Genomic DNA, 17,374 nt, shown 5'->3' on the forward strand with positions numbered 1-17,374 from the left:
TTCCGCTAATATTGACAATTGAAATCAGGACGGTTCAGGAAATCTCCCACGGGATTATCGCGATACGCTAAAAAACATCTAACACCCCGGTTTTGCTCCCGGTTCCGGCACCGACCCGTGCGGGATTCAGGCGGATTACTTGATCCCGATCCGCTGCCTTTCCACCGGCTGGACGAAAAGCCGGGCAACCTCGTCGGCCGGCATCGCCTTGCCGTAACGGTAGCCCTGCCCCGCCTCGCAGCCCATCAGGCGAAGCGCCGCCTCCTGCTCCTCGGTCTCGATGCCTTCGGCAATCGTCTTCAGCCCCAGTTCCCTGCTGAGCGCGATGAGCGCGCGGGTAATGGCGGCATCGCGCGGCTTGGTCAAGAGATCGCGCACGAACCCCATGTCGATCTTGAGCGTCGTCAGTGGATAGCGCTGCAGCGAACCGAGCGAAGCGTAGCCCGTGCCGAAATCGTCGAAGGCGATGCCGACGCCGAGTTCGCGCAGCGCCTGGATCGATTCGAGCGACTGGTCGTCGTCGTTGAGCGTGACCGTTTCGGTGATCTCGATCTCCAGGGACTGCGGGTCGAGCACGTAGCGTTCGATCAGGTCAACGACGTTGCGGGCCAGATCGCCGGCCCGGACCTGCGCGGGAAACAGGTTGATGCCCATCTTGATCGGCGGATACCCGGCCGCATCCCAGGCGGCCATCTGCCGGCCCGCCTGATCCAGCACCCAGAAGCCCACGTCGAGCGCGATCGAACTCTGCTCCAGAGCCGGGAGAAAGGCGGCCGGCGACAGGAGACCGCGCTCCGGATGCTGCCAGCGGATGAGCGCCTCGACGCCGAATACCTCGCCGGTATCGAGCGTCACCTGCGGCTGGTAGTGCAGCACCAGCTCGTTCTTGTGCAGCGCCCGCAGCAGTTCGTCCCGCAGCATCCGCTTTGCCAGGGTCTCGTTGCGCATCGACTGTTCGAACATGCGCACGACCCGGCCGCCGGCCTGCTTGGCCCGGTAGAGAGCGAAGTCGGCACTGGCGATGAGCTCCTCGGAATCGGAACCGTGGTTCGGTGCGAGCGAAAAGCCGACACTCGCCCCGACGCGGAACGTATGCCCGGCAACCTCGAACGGTATCTTGAAAGCCTCGATGACCGCATTTGCAATTTTCTGGGCCACGAGAGGATCCCCGGTTCCGGGAACGAGAATGGCAAACTCGTCGCCGCCGAACCGGGAGACCGTGACCTTACGGTCGAGGACCGCCGGCAATCTGACACCGATCGCCTGCAACAGGGAATCGCCGATGCCGTGCCCCAGGCGATCGTTGACGTCCTTGAACCCGTCGAGGTCGAAGAGCAGCACGGCGAGCGGCCGGTTGCGCGCCAGTTCCTCGCGCAAAAGATCCTCGAAACGGTGCCGATTGCACAAGCCGGTCAGCGTATCCTGGCTTGCCAGCCTCAGGAGCCGAGCGTCGCGGTCACGGCGTTCGGATATGTCCTTGATGATGGCGCCCACGCCGACGCCGCGCTGATCGTGCCAGATCGAAAGCGCCATCTCGACCGGAAACTCCGAACCATCCTTGCGGCATGCCGAAATCTCGACGGTCTTGCCCTTGAGCATGGAACTGCCGCCCGCGACCACGCGCGCGAAACCGGCGTTGTGGGCAGCGCGGAAGCGTTCGGGCACGATCAGGTCGAGCGACTCGCCGATCATCTCCTCCCGGCTGAAACCGAACATATCGAGCGCCGCCTGGTTGACGAACTCGACCCGGCCGGTGGGATCGACGGTAATCAGCGAGAGATCGGTGGCATCCGCAAAGTTGGCAGCCGTCGCCTGCGGTATGCCCTCGCGACGCAGTTCCATGTGCTCCATGACCATGGCGGCAAGACCGGCGAGCGTTCGCCTTTCCCGCTCGGAGAAACTTTCTCGCACCTGCGGGTCGGCAATGCACAGCGCTCCGAGCCGGAAACCATCCGGCGAGATCAGCGGCGCACCGGCATAAAACCGGATGAATGGCTCGCCTGCGACGATCGGCAGGCCGGAGAACCGTGCATCCAGCCGCGCATCGGAGACGACAAGAACATCGTCCGTGCGGATCGTGTGATCACAGAAGGATTCGGATCGGTGGGTCTCCTCGATATCGAGACCCGAACAGGCCTTGAACCATTGCCGATCCTCTTCGATCAGCGTCACGAAAGCCATGCGCGTGGAAAAAAGCTCGGAGGCAAAGCGGCAGATTCGATCGAAACGGTTTTCAGGCCCGGAGCCTGCGATACGGTAGTTCGCCAGAGCGTCAAGCCGTCTGCGCTCCGCAATATCGATGCTGTCGGCGTAAGACATCTCTGCTCCAGAGGAGGGCGGTAGTGCCGCTACCATAGAAATCCATCCATTAGAGAAAGCATAACGAGGGCCCCCCAAGAAATGAATGGTGTTTGGCAAGGGGAACACCCGTTTAGCGGGATGGAAGAGAGCTTTTTCGACTTAAAATGAAAAACCTCCCGGAATTGCCCCCGGAAGGCTGCTTCGGTAAGGCACAATGTCCCGAAATGGATCATCCTATCGGGGAAGATAGTAACGACCGCGCTCGTCACGCTCCAGCCCCTTGGAGCGGAAGGTGTCCAGTTCGCGCACGACCTCGCGGCCATCGCGGCTGCCGACGGCGGCCATCAACTCCTCGAAATGTTTGGCGCCATCCCTCAATGCCGCTTCGAGCGATGGGAAGCGCGCACCGGGATAGGTCGGAGCCTGCGGCGTGACGAGTTCCCAGTTCTGGGCATGCTGCATCGGCCAGGTCAGGTCGTAGCCGGCCTTGGCGCCGGAGCGGGCGCCGTGAAGCGACGGATCGAGCGGCGACAGCCGAACGCCGGTCGCGATCACCAGATCCCGGTCGGCCTGGAAGCGGGTACCGAACGCCCATTCCATCTGGCTGTCGTCGAAGATGTCGATATCCGGATCGACGACGAACACGTTCTTGACGCCGACGGCGCCGAGAACCGCGTAGAGTGCCGAACGTGCCTCGCCGGGATAGGTCTGGCGGATCGAGAAGCGCATGCTCATCGATCCGCCAGCGGCAACCGGCGCATAAACGGCGACCGGCTGGCGCACGACGTCGCCGAGCGTCTTCCAGACATTCATTTCCATACGCAGCGCTTCGAGGTTGGAGGTATCGGTGAAGTCCATGCGATTGCCGCTGATGGTCGCGGTCTGGAAGAGCGCGTCCCGGCGGTGGGTGATGGCGGTGACATGGAAGACCGGGTTGGTCTTCACGACGCCGTAATAGCCGAGATATTCGCCGTACGGCCCTTCCTTCTCCACGTAACCGCGCTCGTCGAAATAGCCTTCGATGACCATTTCCGCGTCGGCCGGAACCATGATCTCGTTGGTGACGCATTTGACGACCGGCAGCGGCGCCCCGCGCAGGGAGGAGATCAGTTCCAGTTCGTCGACCGGCTCCTTCATGGTGGCGGACACCATGTCGATCGGATGGCAGCCAACCACATAGGCAACGTTCAGCCTCTCGCCCCGCTCGGAAGCAGCCATGTACATGACGCGCAGGTCGCTCGGCGCAATCAGGTCGACGCCCGCTTCCTGAGGGCCGCGCAGCATCAGCCGGCGCATGCCGCAATTGTATCGGCCATCCTTCGGGTCGATCGTATAGTCGATCGTCGCGGAAATGTAGGGCGCGCCGTCGAGCGCATGCTGCACGTGGACCGGCAGCTTTAGGAGGTCGGCGTCAGTGCCGGACAGCACGACCTGCTGCACGGGCGCCTCGTTACCGGAAAGCTTTACCAGTTCCGGCTTCAGCGACAGGCGGCGGCGCATTTCCAGCGCCACTTCGCCGGCGGGTACGCCGAAAGCCTTTGCGAGACGCGAACGGCTGCCGACCACATTGCCGATCAGCTGCTGGCCTTCGGGACCGGCATTTTTGAACCAGACTGCCTTCGGGTTGTTCTGCAGGATCGCCGCGACATCGGCCAGATCGACCTTCCCCTCGCGGATATCGAGCTCGTCGGCGCTCAGGCTCTCGACGAAATTCTTCAACCGGAAACGGTCGAGATCAAGCGCGGCGGCGGATTGAGTTGTCGTATTGGCGGTCATTCTTCCTCTCCCGAAAACGCGTTTCTGCGTAGGACGTTTTCTAGCCAGAACAGTTGATAAAATCAAATATAATTATACAATGTTGTATGAGGCCGTATCGGGGAAGCGTGATCGGCCGGCGTCGACTGCAAGACCATGTGATCCGTGCGAGGAAATTCCTTCGGACTGTCATGCGTCGTCTCGTAATTGCCGCATCGGTCGCCTTAGCCGTTCGTCCCACAGAAGGAGGCCTCGGCCGGCTACGTCGAGGTCGCCCATATTCCGCAGCAATGAACCTTTGACCCCAAGGCTCGTTGCATTGGCTGAAGCGGCACCCGCCGCCGCTTTCATTCGTGCCGGCAGCCGGGCGCACATCGGCACAAATAAACGCGCAAAAGTATATTCTTTTTAAGCTACAACCGCCTCCGCCGTTGGACGCCGCATCCACGCTCATGCTAGAACGGCTTCAAAGATAGGCTGTCAGGTTTAGGATGCACAAAGGAATGGCGTACCTCCTGCAGACGATCGGCTTCGGGCAGGCATCATGACTTCCAAGACGATCGCCGAAAAGAAGGATGACTATATTCAGTCTTTCTTGAGCCGTCGGTTTTCCCCCGCCGAGGTTTATGTCATTGCGACCCTCGCCGTGCTGCTCGCGTTCCTGCTGCGCATTTCGCTGCATGGCGTCCTCGACGAAAGAGCACCATTCACGTTCTTCATTCCGCCGATCCTGATTGCCGCCCTTATCGGCGGGATGCGGGCCTCGCTTTTCGCGGTGGCGCTTTCCGTTCTGGCAGCCTACGTCATCAAGGAGCTGACGCCGCGGGGAGCCGTTTTTTCGGAAATGGCCATGATCAGCATCATCGGCGTGGTGATCGCACTGGTCGGCGAAATCCTTCACTCCGCACGCAAGGCGATCGGGAAGGCCCAGGCGAAGGCTGAATCCCGCGAAGCCCATCTTCGCTCCGTCCTCGACACCGTTCTCGATGCCAGCATCGTCAGCACAAGGGACGGGACGATCGTCTCCTTCAACGCCGCGGCTATCCGCCAGTTCGGCTACAGCGAAGAAGAGGTGGTCGGCCAGAACCTGCGCATGCTGATGCCGGAACCCTACCACCGCGAACACGACGGTTACATGGAAAGGTATCTGAGGACCGGCGAGAAGCGGATCATCGGCATGGACCGCGTGGTCGTCGGTCGGCGCAAGGACGGCTCGACCTTCCCGATGAAGCTTGCTGTCGGCGAAACCCATACCGGCGGGGAAACCTTCTTCACCGGCTTCGTGCGCGACCTGACCGAACGCGAGGAATCGGCGGCGCGCCTGCAGGAGATCCAGGGAGAACTCGCACGGCTCGCCCGCCTCAATGAAATGGGTGAAATGGCATCCACCCTCGCCCACGAACTGAACCAGCCCCTCTCGGCGATCGCCAACTATGTGCATGGTTGCGCACGCCTTCTGCGCGACATGGATGAAGCCATCGCGGTGCGCATGCGCGAAGCGCTGGAAGAGACGGCGCGTCAGTCGCTCAGGGCGGGCCAGATCATCAAGCACCTCCGGGAATTCGTGACCAAGGGCGAGACTGAAAAGGCGCCGGAGAACATCCGGCGCCTGGTAGAAGAAGCCGGCGCCCTGGCGCTGGTCGGCTCGCGCGAAAAAGGTGTCCGGGCGATTTTCGAGTTCGCGCCAGGACCGGAAATGGTCACCGTCGACCGCATTCAGGTCCAGCAGGTCCTCACCAACCTGATGCGCAACGCCATCGAGGCGATGCGCGACAGCCAGCGGCGGGAACTGGTCATCCGCACCCTCCAGGAGGACGAAGACATGATCCAGGTGATCGTCCAGGATACCGGCCCCGGCATTCCCGAAGAGATCGCCGATCAGCTTTTCAAACCCTTCGTCACCACCAAGGCCGGCGGCATGGGAATAGGGCTTTCGATTTCCAAGCGCATCGTCGAAGCGCATGGCGGCGAGATGACGGTGACGCGCAATGCGGCCGGAGGAGCGACGTTCCGTTTCACACTCCCGATCGACAAGGAGGAACGCGAGAATGCAGATGGGTGACTACACGATCCATATCGTCGACGACGAGGAGCCGGTCAGAAAGTCCCTTGCCTTCATGCTGACCATGAACGGCTTTGCCGTGCGCATGCATGAAACCGCCTCGTCCTTCCTGCAGTTCGCGCCGAGCGTGCGAAACGGCGTTTTGGTCACCGACCTCAGGATGCCGGACATGACCGGCGTCGAACTGATCCGCAAGCTGACAACCAGCCGGACCGGCATTCCTTCCATCGTCATCACCGGCCATGGCGACGTGCCGATGGCGGTGGAGGCGATGAAGGCAGGCGCTGTCGATTTCATCGAAAAACCGTTCGGCGACACGGTCATCATCGAAGCGATCCAGCGGGCCGCCGAGCTGCTGTCGGATAAAATGCTCGATACGGACGACCTGGCCGAGGTTCAGACGCGGCTTGAAAGCCTGAGCGATCGGGAGCGGCAGGTGCTGGCGGCCGTGGTTGCCGGTCTGCCGAACAAGTCGATCGCCTACGATCTCGACATAAGCCCCCGCACCGTCGAGGTGCATCGCGCCAACGTCATGGCCAAGATGAAGGCGAAAAGCCTGCCGCAACTCGTTCGCATGGCGATCGCCGCCGGTTTCGGCCCCCATTGAACGGCGGAAAAATATTGGGATTTCTTGATCTATCGCAAAGCGCTACTCCCCAGGCAGGCCCTAGATGTCTGATTTGAGCGGCTCTCCGGCTGCCCCCACCCGCGCGGGAAGTTTGGTGTTATCACAAGCGAGAAGCATAGTCGTCATCGCGCCCGATCTCGGTCTCAGGCAGTCGTTGACATTCGCACTCGAGGTAGAGGGCTACCGCGTCGAGGCGCATGAATCCTGGCGCAAGAACACCGCTGTCCTTGGTCCCACTCTGTGCATGATCATCGACGACCAGGTGCTGCGTTCTTCGAGCGATATCCTGCAGCGCGTGCTCCAGTCGGGTCAGGCAGTAATCCTGCTCACCGACGGCATGTCTCCACCAATCGAAGGCGAACTCGGCCCGGTCCTGAGTCTTACCAAGCCGTTCAACGGCGCCGATCTCCTGGGGCTCGTCAAGAACCTTGCGCTCACGGCCTGAGCCGGTTCGAAGCGGTCCTTCCGCCCCGCCCTACGTAAATCCCCCTAGTGATACAACCCAATTTTTCCCCTGCACGTCTTCTGTCATCTTGACACTACAGCAAGGGGAGACGTGAAGATGCACACCGCAGCCGCTGATGCCACGAAGTTGCAGCTCACCAAGAGCCAGATCGTGATCGCACCCCAGACAGCGGGTCTCTTCCGGGCCAATTCTGTGACGACCTTCAATGCCGGCGCCGAAATCTACGCCCCCGGCGACAAGGCGGGGACCTTCTATCACGTCGAATTCGGTGCCGTACGGATCCACCGCCTGTTGTCGGACGGAAGGAGGCAGGTCATCGCCTTCCATCTGGCCGGAGAAACTTTCGGGTTTGAGGCTGACCGGACCCATAGTTTCTTCGCCGAAGCCATCGCTCCGACAGGCTTGCGCGCCATAAGCCGCACCGCCAACGACCAGGCCTTGCCGGAACTGCTTTCTCTGGCGCTGCGCGGCATGCTGCGCGCCCAGGAACATATCATGATGATCGGCCGTCAGACGGCGGTGGAACGGATCGCCGGTTTCCTCGTCGACATGGCGGAACGCCAGGGCGGGCTCGAACATTTCGACATTCCCATGACCCGGCTGGATATAGCCGACTATTTAGGCCTGACGATCGAAACGGTGTCGCGCGTTTTCGCAAAACTCCGTGCGGCCGGCCTTATCAAACTGCGGAGCATTCGTTGCATCGAGATCAAGAAGCACGAAGCACTCCGCAGCCTCTGCGCATGACAGTCAATGAACGTGCATAGCAGTGCATGAGCGGACGATGGCGGTCGTCCGCTGACCATGGAAGTGCATCTCTCCTCTATTCGTATCATCCTCCCTCACTGCCGAGCGGCAGGTCGTCGTCCCCCCGGCGGCCTGCCGCAAAGTCGTGCCTGCCGATCAGCAGAGACCTGAGCATCAGTCCCGCGCCACTTCCAGTTCGTCGAGCAAACCGCGCATCTGCCGAACGATCTCGCTGCTTGTCTCGTGAGAAGCAGGCGCCTGGAAACCGAAGGCGACGGCGCGCTCATCCTTGCCTTCGACGGGCCGGCGGCAGGAACTGTGGACCTCGTGCACGCCGGTTTCCCGAACCACCCGTTCGACGGTCGCGATATTGATGCCGCCGCCGGGCATGATCGACACCCGGTCCCCCGCCCGCTCCACCAGCATCGTCAGCATGTCGATCCCTTCCGGCCCGCTCACCTTGAGACCCGAGGTCAGGACACGCTCGACGCCGAGTTCGATAGCCTGCTCCAAGGCTTCGAACGGATCCGGCACCAGATCGAAGGCGCGGTGGAGGGTCACGCCGAGGCCTTGCGACTGCGCCATCAGCCGCTTGAGCAGGGGCATGTCGAGCGTCATGTCCGGACGGCTCGCTCCTATCACCACACCCGCCAAACCGGCCGCCCGCACCGCATCGATATCGGCCATCATCGCCGCCTCGTTGTCGGCGTCGTAGACGAAGCTGCCGGCCCGCGGCCGGATGATCGCATAGACCGGGATCGGCGCCCTGGCGGCAAGCGCGATCATGCCCGGCGGCGGCGTCAGCCCGCCGACATCGAGTGCCGCGCAGAGTTCGATGCGGTTTGCGCCACCGGCGATGGCGGCGGCCACACCTTCGGGACTATCGACGCAGACTTCGAGCAGGATGGACAGGATCAGTCTCCTTGATGACCAGCACTCTTGTAACAGCAGGCGCCCCTGAAAGGCATTCTAATGATCTTGAGCGGCACTTTCGCGACCGTGGACGGCGCTTTCGCAACCTAGACGGCGCTCTGATGCCCGAGCACGGCAGCGCCGACCAGCCCGCCATCCTCCTGCCGCAGCGCCGGTGTCACCAGCGGGTGATCGAAGCGGTTGAGGATACGCTTGCGCACCGCCCCGTCCAGCGCATCGATGAGCGGCGTGACCGATGCGAGCCCGCCGCCGACCGGCACGATCGAGGCGCCGGTGACATTGACCGACAGCGCCAGCGGATCGGCGATGAGTTCGAGATAGACGCCGACAGTCCTTGCCGCCCTCGCCTCGTCCGCCTGCCAGTCTTCGAGGATCCGGTAGCTCGTTTCCTCGCAGCCATGCAGGAAATGATGCAGCCGCTCGATGCCGCGTGCCCCGCCGATCGTATCGACGCAGCCCGACTGGCCGCAGCCGCAGGAGAAACGCGGAATATGGATCGTCTCCCCGTCGAGTTCGACCGTCGTGTTGAGGATCGGGCCGTGGCCCCATTCGCCGGTGACGCCACCCGCCCCGCGCACCAGCCGTCCGTCGATCGCCAGCCCCCCGCCGATGCCGGTGCCCATGATGGCGCAGAAGACCACCGAATGGCCGCGCCCGGCGCCCTCGTTGGCTTCGGCAAGCGTCAGGCAGTCCGCGTCATTGGCAGCCAGTACCGGCCGCCCGAGGATCGCCGAAAGCTCGTCGCCGATCCGCCGTCCGGTGATGCAGGGAATATTGGCCGAGGTGGCGATGCCGTTTCTGGGGTCGATGAGGCCGGCGATCGACAGCGCCAACGGCGAAGCTGGATCGCCGACATGCGCATTGCGCTCGATCAGCGCCGAAAGCGAGGCGGCAAGCTCGTGCCAGTCCGCAGCCGGGGTCGCCACCTTTTCGAGCGGCACCAGCGCGCCCGGCGCCGGCGAGACCGCGAATTTCATGAACGACCCGCCGATATCGACGCAGAAGACCGGTCTTGCGGGCGCAGCGTTGCCAATTGCCGGCTGGTCTGTCGTGCGGGGTGTGGAGCCGGTGCTCATTTGCGCGGATCCAGAAGGTCGCGAAGGCCGTCGCCGAGGATGTTGAAGCCGAGCACGGTGATCATGATCGCAAGACCGGGAAACAGCGACATCCAGATGTTGAGGCCGAGATAGTTGCGGCCGTCGCTCATCATCGCGCCCCATTCGGGAAGCGGCGGCTGGGCGCCGAGGCCGAGGAACGACAGGCTTGCGGCCGACAGGATGACCGTGCCGGCGGTCAGCGTCGACTGCACGATGATCGGCCCGATCGCGTTGCGCAGGATATAGTGGCTCATGATGCGGCGGCGCGAGATGCCGAGCGAGATAGCGGCTTCGACATAATCCATGCGCTTCAGGCCCAGCGTCAGGTTGCGGCTGAGCCGGGCGTAGACCGGCACGGAGAAAATGGCAATGGCGATCAGAAGGTTGATCAGGCTGGAGCCGAGCACGCTGACGATCAGGATGGCGAGAACGATGCCCGGAAAGGCAAACAGGATGTCCATCGTCCACATGATCGCCTGGTCGACATACCGGCCGCTCATGCCCGACAGGATGCCGAGCGGCACCCCGACAAGCACCGCCAACCCGACGGCCAGAACCACCTCGGCCAAGGAGATGCGCGCTCCGAAGATGACGCGGGCAAAGATATCGCGGCCATTGTCGTCGGTGCCGAACGGATGCGCCAGCGACGGCGGCTCCATGATCGCCAGCAGGTCCTGGACATAGGGATCGGCCGGCGCGATCAGCGGCGCGAAGATCGCGGCGAGCACGATAATGCCGATCAGGAAGCCGCCGATGGTGATGCTGCGATGGGTCGCCATCCAGCGCAGTCCCCGGTAGACCGCCGGCCGGCGCGACGCGATATCGGTGTCAACGGATGCCATCAGTCGAACCTTATCTTCGGGTTGAGGAAGGCGATCAGCATCTCCGCCAGGAAATTGATGACGACGACGCCGGTGACGGCGACGAGGGTCACGCCCTGGATGACGGGATAGTCGCGGTAACGCACCGCATCGACGAGGAAACGTCCGATGCCCGGCCAGTTGAAGACGGATTCGGTCACGACAGCGCCCCCCATCAGGCTGCCGAAATTCAAGCCCACGATGGTGATGATCGGCAGCAGCGCATTGCGCAGCGCATGGCTCCAGTAGATGTTCCTCGGCAGGACGCCCTTGGCGTAAGCCGTGCGGATATAGTCCTGGCTCATCACCTCGATCATGCTGGAACGGGTCATGCGGGCGATGACCGCGGTCGGCAGTACGGCCAGCGTGATCGACGGCAGGATGAAGCTCTTCCAGGATGCGGCACCGAGCAGCGGCAGCCAGCCGAGCTGCACGGAAAACGTATTCATCGCCATCAGCGCCAGCCAGAAATTGGCGATCGAGGCGCCGGCAATCGCAAGGATCATCACGATCTGGTCCGGCCAGCCATGCCGGTAGATCGCCGCGATCATGCCGGCCGGTACACCGATGCCGATGGCGATCAGATAGGCGGTGATCGCAAGCCCAATAGTGAACGGCAGGCGCTCGGCGATCTCATCGACGACCGGCAGCTTGGATTTGATCGAAATACCGAGATCGCCCCTCACCGCGCCATAGGCGAAGGAAGCGTATTGCGCCGGCAGGCTGCGGTCGAGGCCAAGCCGGACGGTCATGTTGTCGACGGCTTCCTGCGTTGCCTCGGCTCCGGCCATCAACCGCGCCGGATCGCCCGGCAGCGCGCGGATCGCCACGAAGACCAGCAGCGACACGCCGATCAGGATCAGCGGCAGGGCCAGCAGTTTCTTGGTGATATAGGCTCTCATCCGCCTGCTGTCTTTCGGGGCCCGGACGGGCCTCATTCACTGAAAAAGGAAACGGCGGGCGGATTTCTCCACCCGCCGTCGTGTTACGATCCTACTGCTTCTTGGCGTCCTTGACGACGATCAGGCCGCCGGGGATCACCCAGGTGCCCTTGACGCTGGCGCGCGTCGCAAACAGGTCCTGCTTGGTATAGAGCAGAACATGCGGAGCCTGCTCGTTCACTTGTCTCTGGGCGTCGACATAGATCGCGTTGCGCGCCTTTTCGTCGAGCGTCGAGGCAGCCTTGTCGATCAGTTCGTCAAGCTTGGCATCGGAGAAGAAGCCGAGGTTCGCGCCGGCGGGCGACGCGCTCTTCGTGTAGTAGAGCGGGCGGAACTGCAGGTCGGCGCCGTTGACGCCCGACGACCAGGAGGCGATCGACGAGCCGATATTGTCCTTCTCCTTACCGGCCGGATCCTGGAAGGCCGCCTTCGACCAGACGCCACCTTCCATCTTGCGCACGTCCAGCTTGACGCCGGCCTTGGCCCACATCGCCTGCAGCAGTTCGCCGATGCGTGATTCCTGCTCCTGCACGATGGTCGACATGGAGAACCCGTCCGGATAACCGGCTTCCTTCAGGAGCTGCTTCGCCTTCTCGACATTGTACGGATAGGGATTGAGCGTCTTGTCGTAACCGGGGGTGACCGGAGCGAGCGGCGAATTCGCCGGCGTCGCATAACCGTTCATGAACGCCTTGACGATGCCGTCGCGGTCGGTCGCATAGTTCAGCGCCTGGCGGACGCGCACATCGTCGAGCGGCTTCAGCTTGGTGTTGAGCGACACCCAGAAGACGGCCGAACCATCGGTCGTCGAGAGCTTCATCTCCGGGTTCGCCTTGACCTGCGCGGCAAACGCAGCCGGGAACGGGTTGATGACGTCGGCGTCACCGGTCTGCAGCGCCATGTTCATCACCGAAGGCTCGGCCGTCCAGGTCCACTTGATCTGGTCCTCGCCCTTCGGCGCGCCGCCCCACCATTCGGTGTTCTTGGCCTGGATCACGTATTCGCCGGACTTGTATTCCTGCAGCTTGTAGGGACCGGTGCCGACGGCCTTGGAGCCGACCGTGCCGGCAGCATCGGCAGTCGGGCTGACCATCAGGCAGGGACCGGTCGACAATAGTGCCAGGAAGGCCGGGTACTGGGTCTTCAGCTTGAACTGAACGGTCATCGGATCGACGGCGGTCACGCCTTCGAGGAAGGTGCGCAAACGGCCGCTGGCGGCAAGGCCGCGCTTGGTGTCGAGGTGACGGGTGAAATTCTTGACCACGGCATCGGCATCGAACGCCGTGCCGTCATGGAACTTGACGCCCGGACGCAGCTTGAAGGTCCAGACGAGACCGGAAGCGTCTGCCGACCATTCGGTGGCGAGCGCGGGCTTCAGCGACAGATCGGGATCGCGCTTGACGAGACCTTCATACATCGGGTCCAGCAGAGCGGCCGTATAGGTGGCGGTCTGATCGCCCGGATCCATGGAGCGCGGGGCTTCGGCCTGCATCACGTTGAGCGTCGCGGCACTCGCCGCAGCCGGAAACACGAGGCTGCCCGCAACCGTGCAGGCAAGCGCAAAATGACGGCTTTTCAGGAACATGGTCATAGTTGTTCACCCTTGGTTTTGTTGACATGAGGGCGGACATTGCCGCCTTAGATCATTTTTATAATTTATTGGCGTTGATTTGTTCATTTTCTGAACTTAGTGTCAACCCACCTTCACAAACCGAAAACAGCCGCCCTTGAACGCATTGCTCACCTCCTCCCAGCGACAGCTCGTGCGCATCATCAGCGAGTCCGGTCCGCTCAGCCGGACCGAGATGGCGAACCTGCTGGGCCTGAGCAAGGCGGCGATGAGCGGCATTGCCCGTGACCTGATCGACCTCGGCGTGCTGCACGAAACCGAGACGGTCTATGGTCAGGGTCGCCCGTCGGTGCGGCTCGACCTGCATCCGGAATGCGCCTTCTTCGTCGGCATCTCGCTGCTCGAAGACCCGGCGCCGATGATCCTCTGCGACCTCAACGGCAAGATCATCGCCCGCCAGGCGATGCCGCTGTCGCGCGATCCGCAGGTCATCGCCGAGGCGATCACCGAGGGACTGCCGAGCCTGCTCGAAACCCATCCGTCAGCGAAGGAAAAACTGTCCGGCATCGGCATCGCACTCTCCGGCTTCGTCGACGAGACCCAGTCGAACTGCGTGCAATCCACCCTGCTCAACTGGCAGGACGTGCCGCTCGCAAAGATCATCCGCGAGCGTACCGGCGTCGAGACCTTCATCGAGAACGACGCGAAGGCGGTCGCCGTCAGCGAAAAACTGTTCGGCAGCGCCCGCGAAATCCAGAGTTTCAGCGTCGTCTCGCTCGGCGACGGCATCGGCTGCGCCCATTTCATCGACGGCAAGCTCTATCGCGGCAATCACGGCGGCGCCGGCGAAATCGCCCATTGCACCATCGAGCCGGGTGGCTCGCCCTGCCGCTGCGGCAAGCGCGGCTGCCTCGACACGGTCTCCTCGATGAAGGCCATCAAGGAAATGTCGCGCGCCGAGGGGCTCGAATGCGTCTCGCTTTCCGACATCGAGAACGAGGCCTCGACCGGCAATGCCGCCGCGATCCGCATCCTGCACCGCGCCGGATCGGGGCTGGGACTGGCAATCGCCAACCTCATCCAGATCAACGACCCCGGCCTGATCCTGATCACCCATGTCGAAGGCTCGTTCGACGGCCTGTTCGGCACGGTGGTCAACCAGGCGATCGAAACCAACGTGCTGCCGCGTTACGCCGGCCAGACGCCGATCCGCATCAAGCGCGTCGATGGCGATGTCTGGGCGCGGGGTGCCGCCAGCATCGCAGCCCATAATTTCCTGATCGGCCCCAATACAAACTGAGGTATCCCATGCGCATCGCTGTCGGCGGCATCCATATCGAATGCAGCACCTATAATCCGGTCCTCAACGAGGAGAAGGATTTTCGCATCGTGCGCGGCGAGGACCTGACCACGGCCCCCTATTTCGCCTTCCTGAAGGATTACGACGCGGAATTCCTGCCGACCATCCACTGCCGCGCCATTGCCGGCGGCCCGGTCTCCCGCTCCACCTATGAGCGCTTCAAGGCCGAATTCCTGGACCGCCTGAAGCCGTTGCTGCCGCTCGACGGTCTCTATCTCGCCATGCACGGCGCCATGTATGTGCAGGGCATGGAGGATGCCGAGGGCGATTGGATCACCGCCGCCCGCGACCTGGTCGGCCCCGACTGCACGATATCGGCCAGTTACGACTTGCACGGCAATGTCAGCCAGCGGATCATCGATGCGCTCGACATGTATTCCACCTACCGCACCGCGCCGCATATCGACGTCGAGGAGACCATGCGCCGCTCGGTGAAGATGCTGGTCGAAAGCCTGAAGAGCGGCGTCAAGCCGGTGCTGCTCTGGGCACCGATCCCGGTCGTGCTGCCCGGAGAGCGTACCAGCACTGTCGATGAGCCGGCCAAGAGCCTCTACGAGATGATGCCGGAAATCGATGCGATCGACGGCGTCTGGGATGCGTCGCTGATGGTCGGTTACGTGTGGGCCGACGAGCCGCGCGGCACCGCCGCCGCAATCATGACCGGCACCGACCGCACCGTCCTCGAGCGGGAAGCCAAACGTGTCGCCAAGGCCTATTGGGACGCGCGCGAACAATTCGTGTTCGGCTGCGAGACCGGCTCGATACAGGAATGCGTCGACAAGGCGATCGCCTCGAAAACTGCTCCGGTCGTGCTCGCCGAATCCGGCGACAACCCGACCGGCGGCGGCGTCGGCGACCGCGCCGAGGTGCTGGCCGACCTGATCGAGAAGAAGGCGACCGGCGTCGTGTTCGCCGGCATCGCCGACAAGGCGGCGACCGAGGCCTGCTATGCTGCCGGCGTGGGTGCCGAACTCGACCTTTCGATCGGCGCCTCGCTCGACACGATCGGGAGCAAGCCGGTTCAGACCAGGGTCAAGGTCCAGTTCCTCCACGAAACGTCCGACCTTGCCGACCGGCAGGCGGTCGTGGCAATCGACGGCATAGAACTGGTCCTCTCGGCCAAGCGCCGCCCCTATCACTACATCGCCGACTTCACCCGCCTCGGCCTCAACCCGAACGGCGCCAGGATCATCGTCGTGAAGTCGGGCTACCTGTCCCCGGAACTGGCGCCGATCGCCAATCCGAACCTGATGGCCCTGTCGCCGGGTGTGGTGGACCAGTTCGTCGAACGCCTGGAACGGCACCGCAAGCTGAAGCCGACCTACCCCTTCGACAAGGACTTTGCCTACGAACCGCAGGTGTTTGTTTCGGCGCGGTCGAAGTGACGATCCACGAAGCAGCTTTGAAGACGAGGGTTCCCCACCCTCCCTCATTCCTGTGCTTGTCACAGGAATGAGGGAGGGTGGGGACTGGCGCCAAGGTGACACGGAAAGCGCACCACCGGGCTGGTTGCTCCGACGAACAGCTCACTCAAAACGGGGACGATTTCAGCGCCCCTGAAAAATTCCCCATCGGCGTTCAACGACTTAGCCGCATTCCCTTCCCCATCCGTCCCCGCCTCCCGCAACCGCCCGCATAATCTCCCCGTCATCGGATGGGAAACCGGGTTCGCGAACCGGCCGCATCATCCGGCTCGCAAGGTCCGGTTTCCGGTGGCGGTCGAGGAAGCGTTGGAAGGGGGCTCGGAAATCCCCGGAAAGCGCAGAAAACGGCCGGGGCGGGCGGAAAGCCTGAATACCCACTACCCCAAAATACCCCGCCTGCCCCATTCCCGCAAAACGGAACCGTTGGATTTTTCATCCGGGCGGCCAAAAGTGCTGTCTGGAAAAGAGGTCGTGGCGTTGACCGGCCGACTATTCTCCGGCAGCCGCGAACACCGCGCTGGCGTCGCTGACGATCGCCACATGCGAATAGGCCGCCTGCCCCGCAGCAACCGCATCGGCACGGATGATCGCGGTGACGATCTGGTCGTGCTCCTCATAGGATTTCGCAAGGCGCCCCGGCAGGCGGAACTGTGCGCGGCGGAAAGGGGCGAGCCGCGCCCGCGTCTGCGTCACCATCTCGAAGACGTGGTCGTTATGGGCGCCGCGATAAAGCCTTGTGTGGAATTCGGTATTGTGCGCCGCATAATCTTCTTCGGCACCGGCATGCACGAGCCGCATCGAACCGCGATGTTCGAGTTCCAGCGCCCGCCGTTCATCGACCGTCATCCGCTCCGCCGATAACCGGGCGCAAATCCCTTCGAGCTCGGCCATCGCCTCGAACATCGAATGCAGATAGGTCCCGGTCACGTTGGTGACGACGGCGCTGCGGTTCGGTTCGCGCCCGACAAGGCCCATGGCACCGAGCTCGCGCAGGGCCTCGCGCACCGGTGTGCGGGACACTTCGAAGCGCGAGGCGAGCGTGATCTCGTCGAGCTTCTCCCCGGGCAGGATGGCTCCCGTGACGATCATGTCGGCGATGGCGCGCACCATCTGTTCGACGGTGGTTCCGGTACGGATGACTTCTCTGCGCCTGACCTGCTTCACGGGACGATTCTACTCACACTCGCAACCTGCATACAGATGCCGTTCCGGATTCGATAAGTCAAATGA

Annotated in this window: 14 protein-coding genes; 6 read left to right on the forward strand and 8 right to left on the reverse strand. The window is 62.8% G+C overall.

The features are described 5' to 3' along the window. Nucleotides 1–135: 135 nt before the first annotated feature. Together GQ59_RS16615 and GQ59_RS16620 are read right to left on the reverse strand one after the other, a co-directional pair. Nucleotides 136–2,319 (reverse strand): putative bifunctional diguanylate cyclase/phosphodiesterase, encoded by a 2,184-nt coding sequence (locus GQ59_RS16615; RefSeq protein WP_051904012.1) that lies wholly within the window; start codon nucleotides 2,317–2,319, stop codon nucleotides 136–138. Between the two features lie 216 nt (nucleotides 2,320–2,535). Further along, nucleotides 2,536–4,077: a UbiD family decarboxylase gene (locus GQ59_RS16620; protein ID WP_037083253.1), complete on the reverse strand. Its 1,542-nt coding sequence runs from the start codon at nucleotides 4,075–4,077 to the stop codon at nucleotides 2,536–2,538. A 523-nt stretch (nucleotides 4,078–4,600) separates the two neighbouring features. Here GQ59_RS16620 and GQ59_RS16625 point away from each other — a divergent pair. From GQ59_RS16625 to GQ59_RS16640, 4 genes are all read left to right on the forward strand, one after another. Further along, nucleotides 4,601–6,118, forward strand: coding sequence for a PAS domain S-box protein (locus GQ59_RS16625; RefSeq protein WP_037083255.1), 1,518 nt, complete (start codon nucleotides 4,601–4,603; stop codon nucleotides 6,116–6,118). Continuing rightward, entirely contained in the window at nucleotides 6,111–6,725 is a 615-nt protein-coding gene (fixJ, locus tag GQ59_RS16630) for a response regulator FixJ (protein ID WP_037083604.1), read from the forward strand. Before GQ59_RS16625 ends, fixJ begins: the two co-directional genes overlap by 8 nt. A gap of 115 nt (nucleotides 6,726–6,840) precedes the next feature. Beyond that, nucleotides 6,841–7,191 carry a response regulator gene (locus GQ59_RS16635; protein WP_152564361.1) on the forward strand — a complete coding sequence of 117 codons (351 nt, stop codon included), beginning with the start codon at nucleotides 6,841–6,843 and terminating at the stop codon, nucleotides 7,189–7,191. Nucleotides 7,192–7,308: 117 nt separating this feature from the next. Beyond that, a complete protein-coding gene (locus GQ59_RS16640; RefSeq protein ID WP_037083260.1) occupies nucleotides 7,309–7,959 on the forward strand; it encodes a helix-turn-helix domain-containing protein in 651 nt (216 codons plus the stop codon). Nucleotides 7,960–8,133: 174 nt separating this feature from the next. Here GQ59_RS16640 and GQ59_RS16645 read toward each other — a convergent pair whose 3' ends face one another. The 5 genes from GQ59_RS16645 to GQ59_RS16665 all read right to left on the reverse strand — a co-directional run bounded on the left by GQ59_RS16645 (nucleotide 8,134) and on the right by GQ59_RS16665 (nucleotide 13,381). Continuing rightward, nucleotides 8,134–8,871: a copper homeostasis protein CutC gene (locus GQ59_RS16645; RefSeq protein ID WP_037083263.1), complete on the reverse strand. Its 738-nt coding sequence runs from the start codon at nucleotides 8,869–8,871 to the stop codon at nucleotides 8,134–8,136. Between the two features lie 107 nt (nucleotides 8,872–8,978). Further along, on the reverse strand, nucleotides 8,979–9,968 hold the full coding sequence (locus tag GQ59_RS16650) for an ROK family protein (RefSeq protein WP_084683197.1): 990 nt from the start codon (nucleotides 9,966–9,968) through the stop codon (nucleotides 8,979–8,981). Beyond that, nucleotides 9,965–10,831, reverse strand: a complete 867-nt coding sequence (locus GQ59_RS16655; RefSeq protein ID WP_037083266.1) for an ABC transporter permease — start codon at nucleotides 10,829–10,831, stop codon at nucleotides 9,965–9,967. The genes GQ59_RS16650 and GQ59_RS16655 overlap by 4 nt, the downstream gene beginning before the upstream one ends. Further along, nucleotides 10,831–11,751: an ABC transporter permease gene (locus tag GQ59_RS16660; protein WP_037083269.1), complete on the reverse strand. Its 921-nt coding sequence runs from the start codon at nucleotides 11,749–11,751 to the stop codon at nucleotides 10,831–10,833. The genes GQ59_RS16655 and GQ59_RS16660 overlap by 1 nt, the downstream gene beginning before the upstream one ends. 91 nt (nucleotides 11,752–11,842) lie before the next feature. Beyond that, nucleotides 11,843–13,381 carry an ABC transporter substrate-binding protein gene (locus GQ59_RS16665; protein WP_152564362.1) on the reverse strand — a complete coding sequence of 513 codons (1,539 nt, stop codon included), beginning with the start codon at nucleotides 13,379–13,381 and terminating at the stop codon, nucleotides 11,843–11,845. A gap of 136 nt (nucleotides 13,382–13,517) precedes the next feature. On the opposite strand from GQ59_RS16665, the gene GQ59_RS16670 reads away from it, so the two are divergent. Both GQ59_RS16670 and GQ59_RS16675 read left to right on the forward strand, forming a co-directional pair. Beyond that, nucleotides 13,518–14,660 (forward strand): ROK family transcriptional regulator, encoded by a 1,143-nt coding sequence (locus GQ59_RS16670; RefSeq protein WP_244447985.1) that lies wholly within the window; start codon nucleotides 13,518–13,520, stop codon nucleotides 14,658–14,660. Nucleotides 14,661–14,668: 8 nt separating this feature from the next. Then, the gene (locus GQ59_RS16675; protein WP_037083272.1) at nucleotides 14,669–16,105 is read left to right on the forward strand and encodes a M81 family metallopeptidase; all 1,437 of its coding nucleotides are present in this window, start codon (nucleotides 14,669–14,671) and stop codon (nucleotides 16,103–16,105) included. 528 nt (nucleotides 16,106–16,633) lie between these two features. On the opposite strand, the gene GQ59_RS16685 is transcribed toward GQ59_RS16675, so the two are convergent. Further along, entirely contained in the window at nucleotides 16,634–17,308 is a 675-nt protein-coding gene (locus GQ59_RS16685; protein WP_037083277.1) for a GntR family transcriptional regulator, read from the reverse strand. Nucleotides 17,309–17,374: the final 66 nt, after the last annotated feature.

This window comes from Neorhizobium vignae (assembly GCF_000732195.1).
GTDB lineage: Bacteria > Pseudomonadota > Alphaproteobacteria > Rhizobiales > Rhizobiaceae > Neorhizobium > Neorhizobium vignae.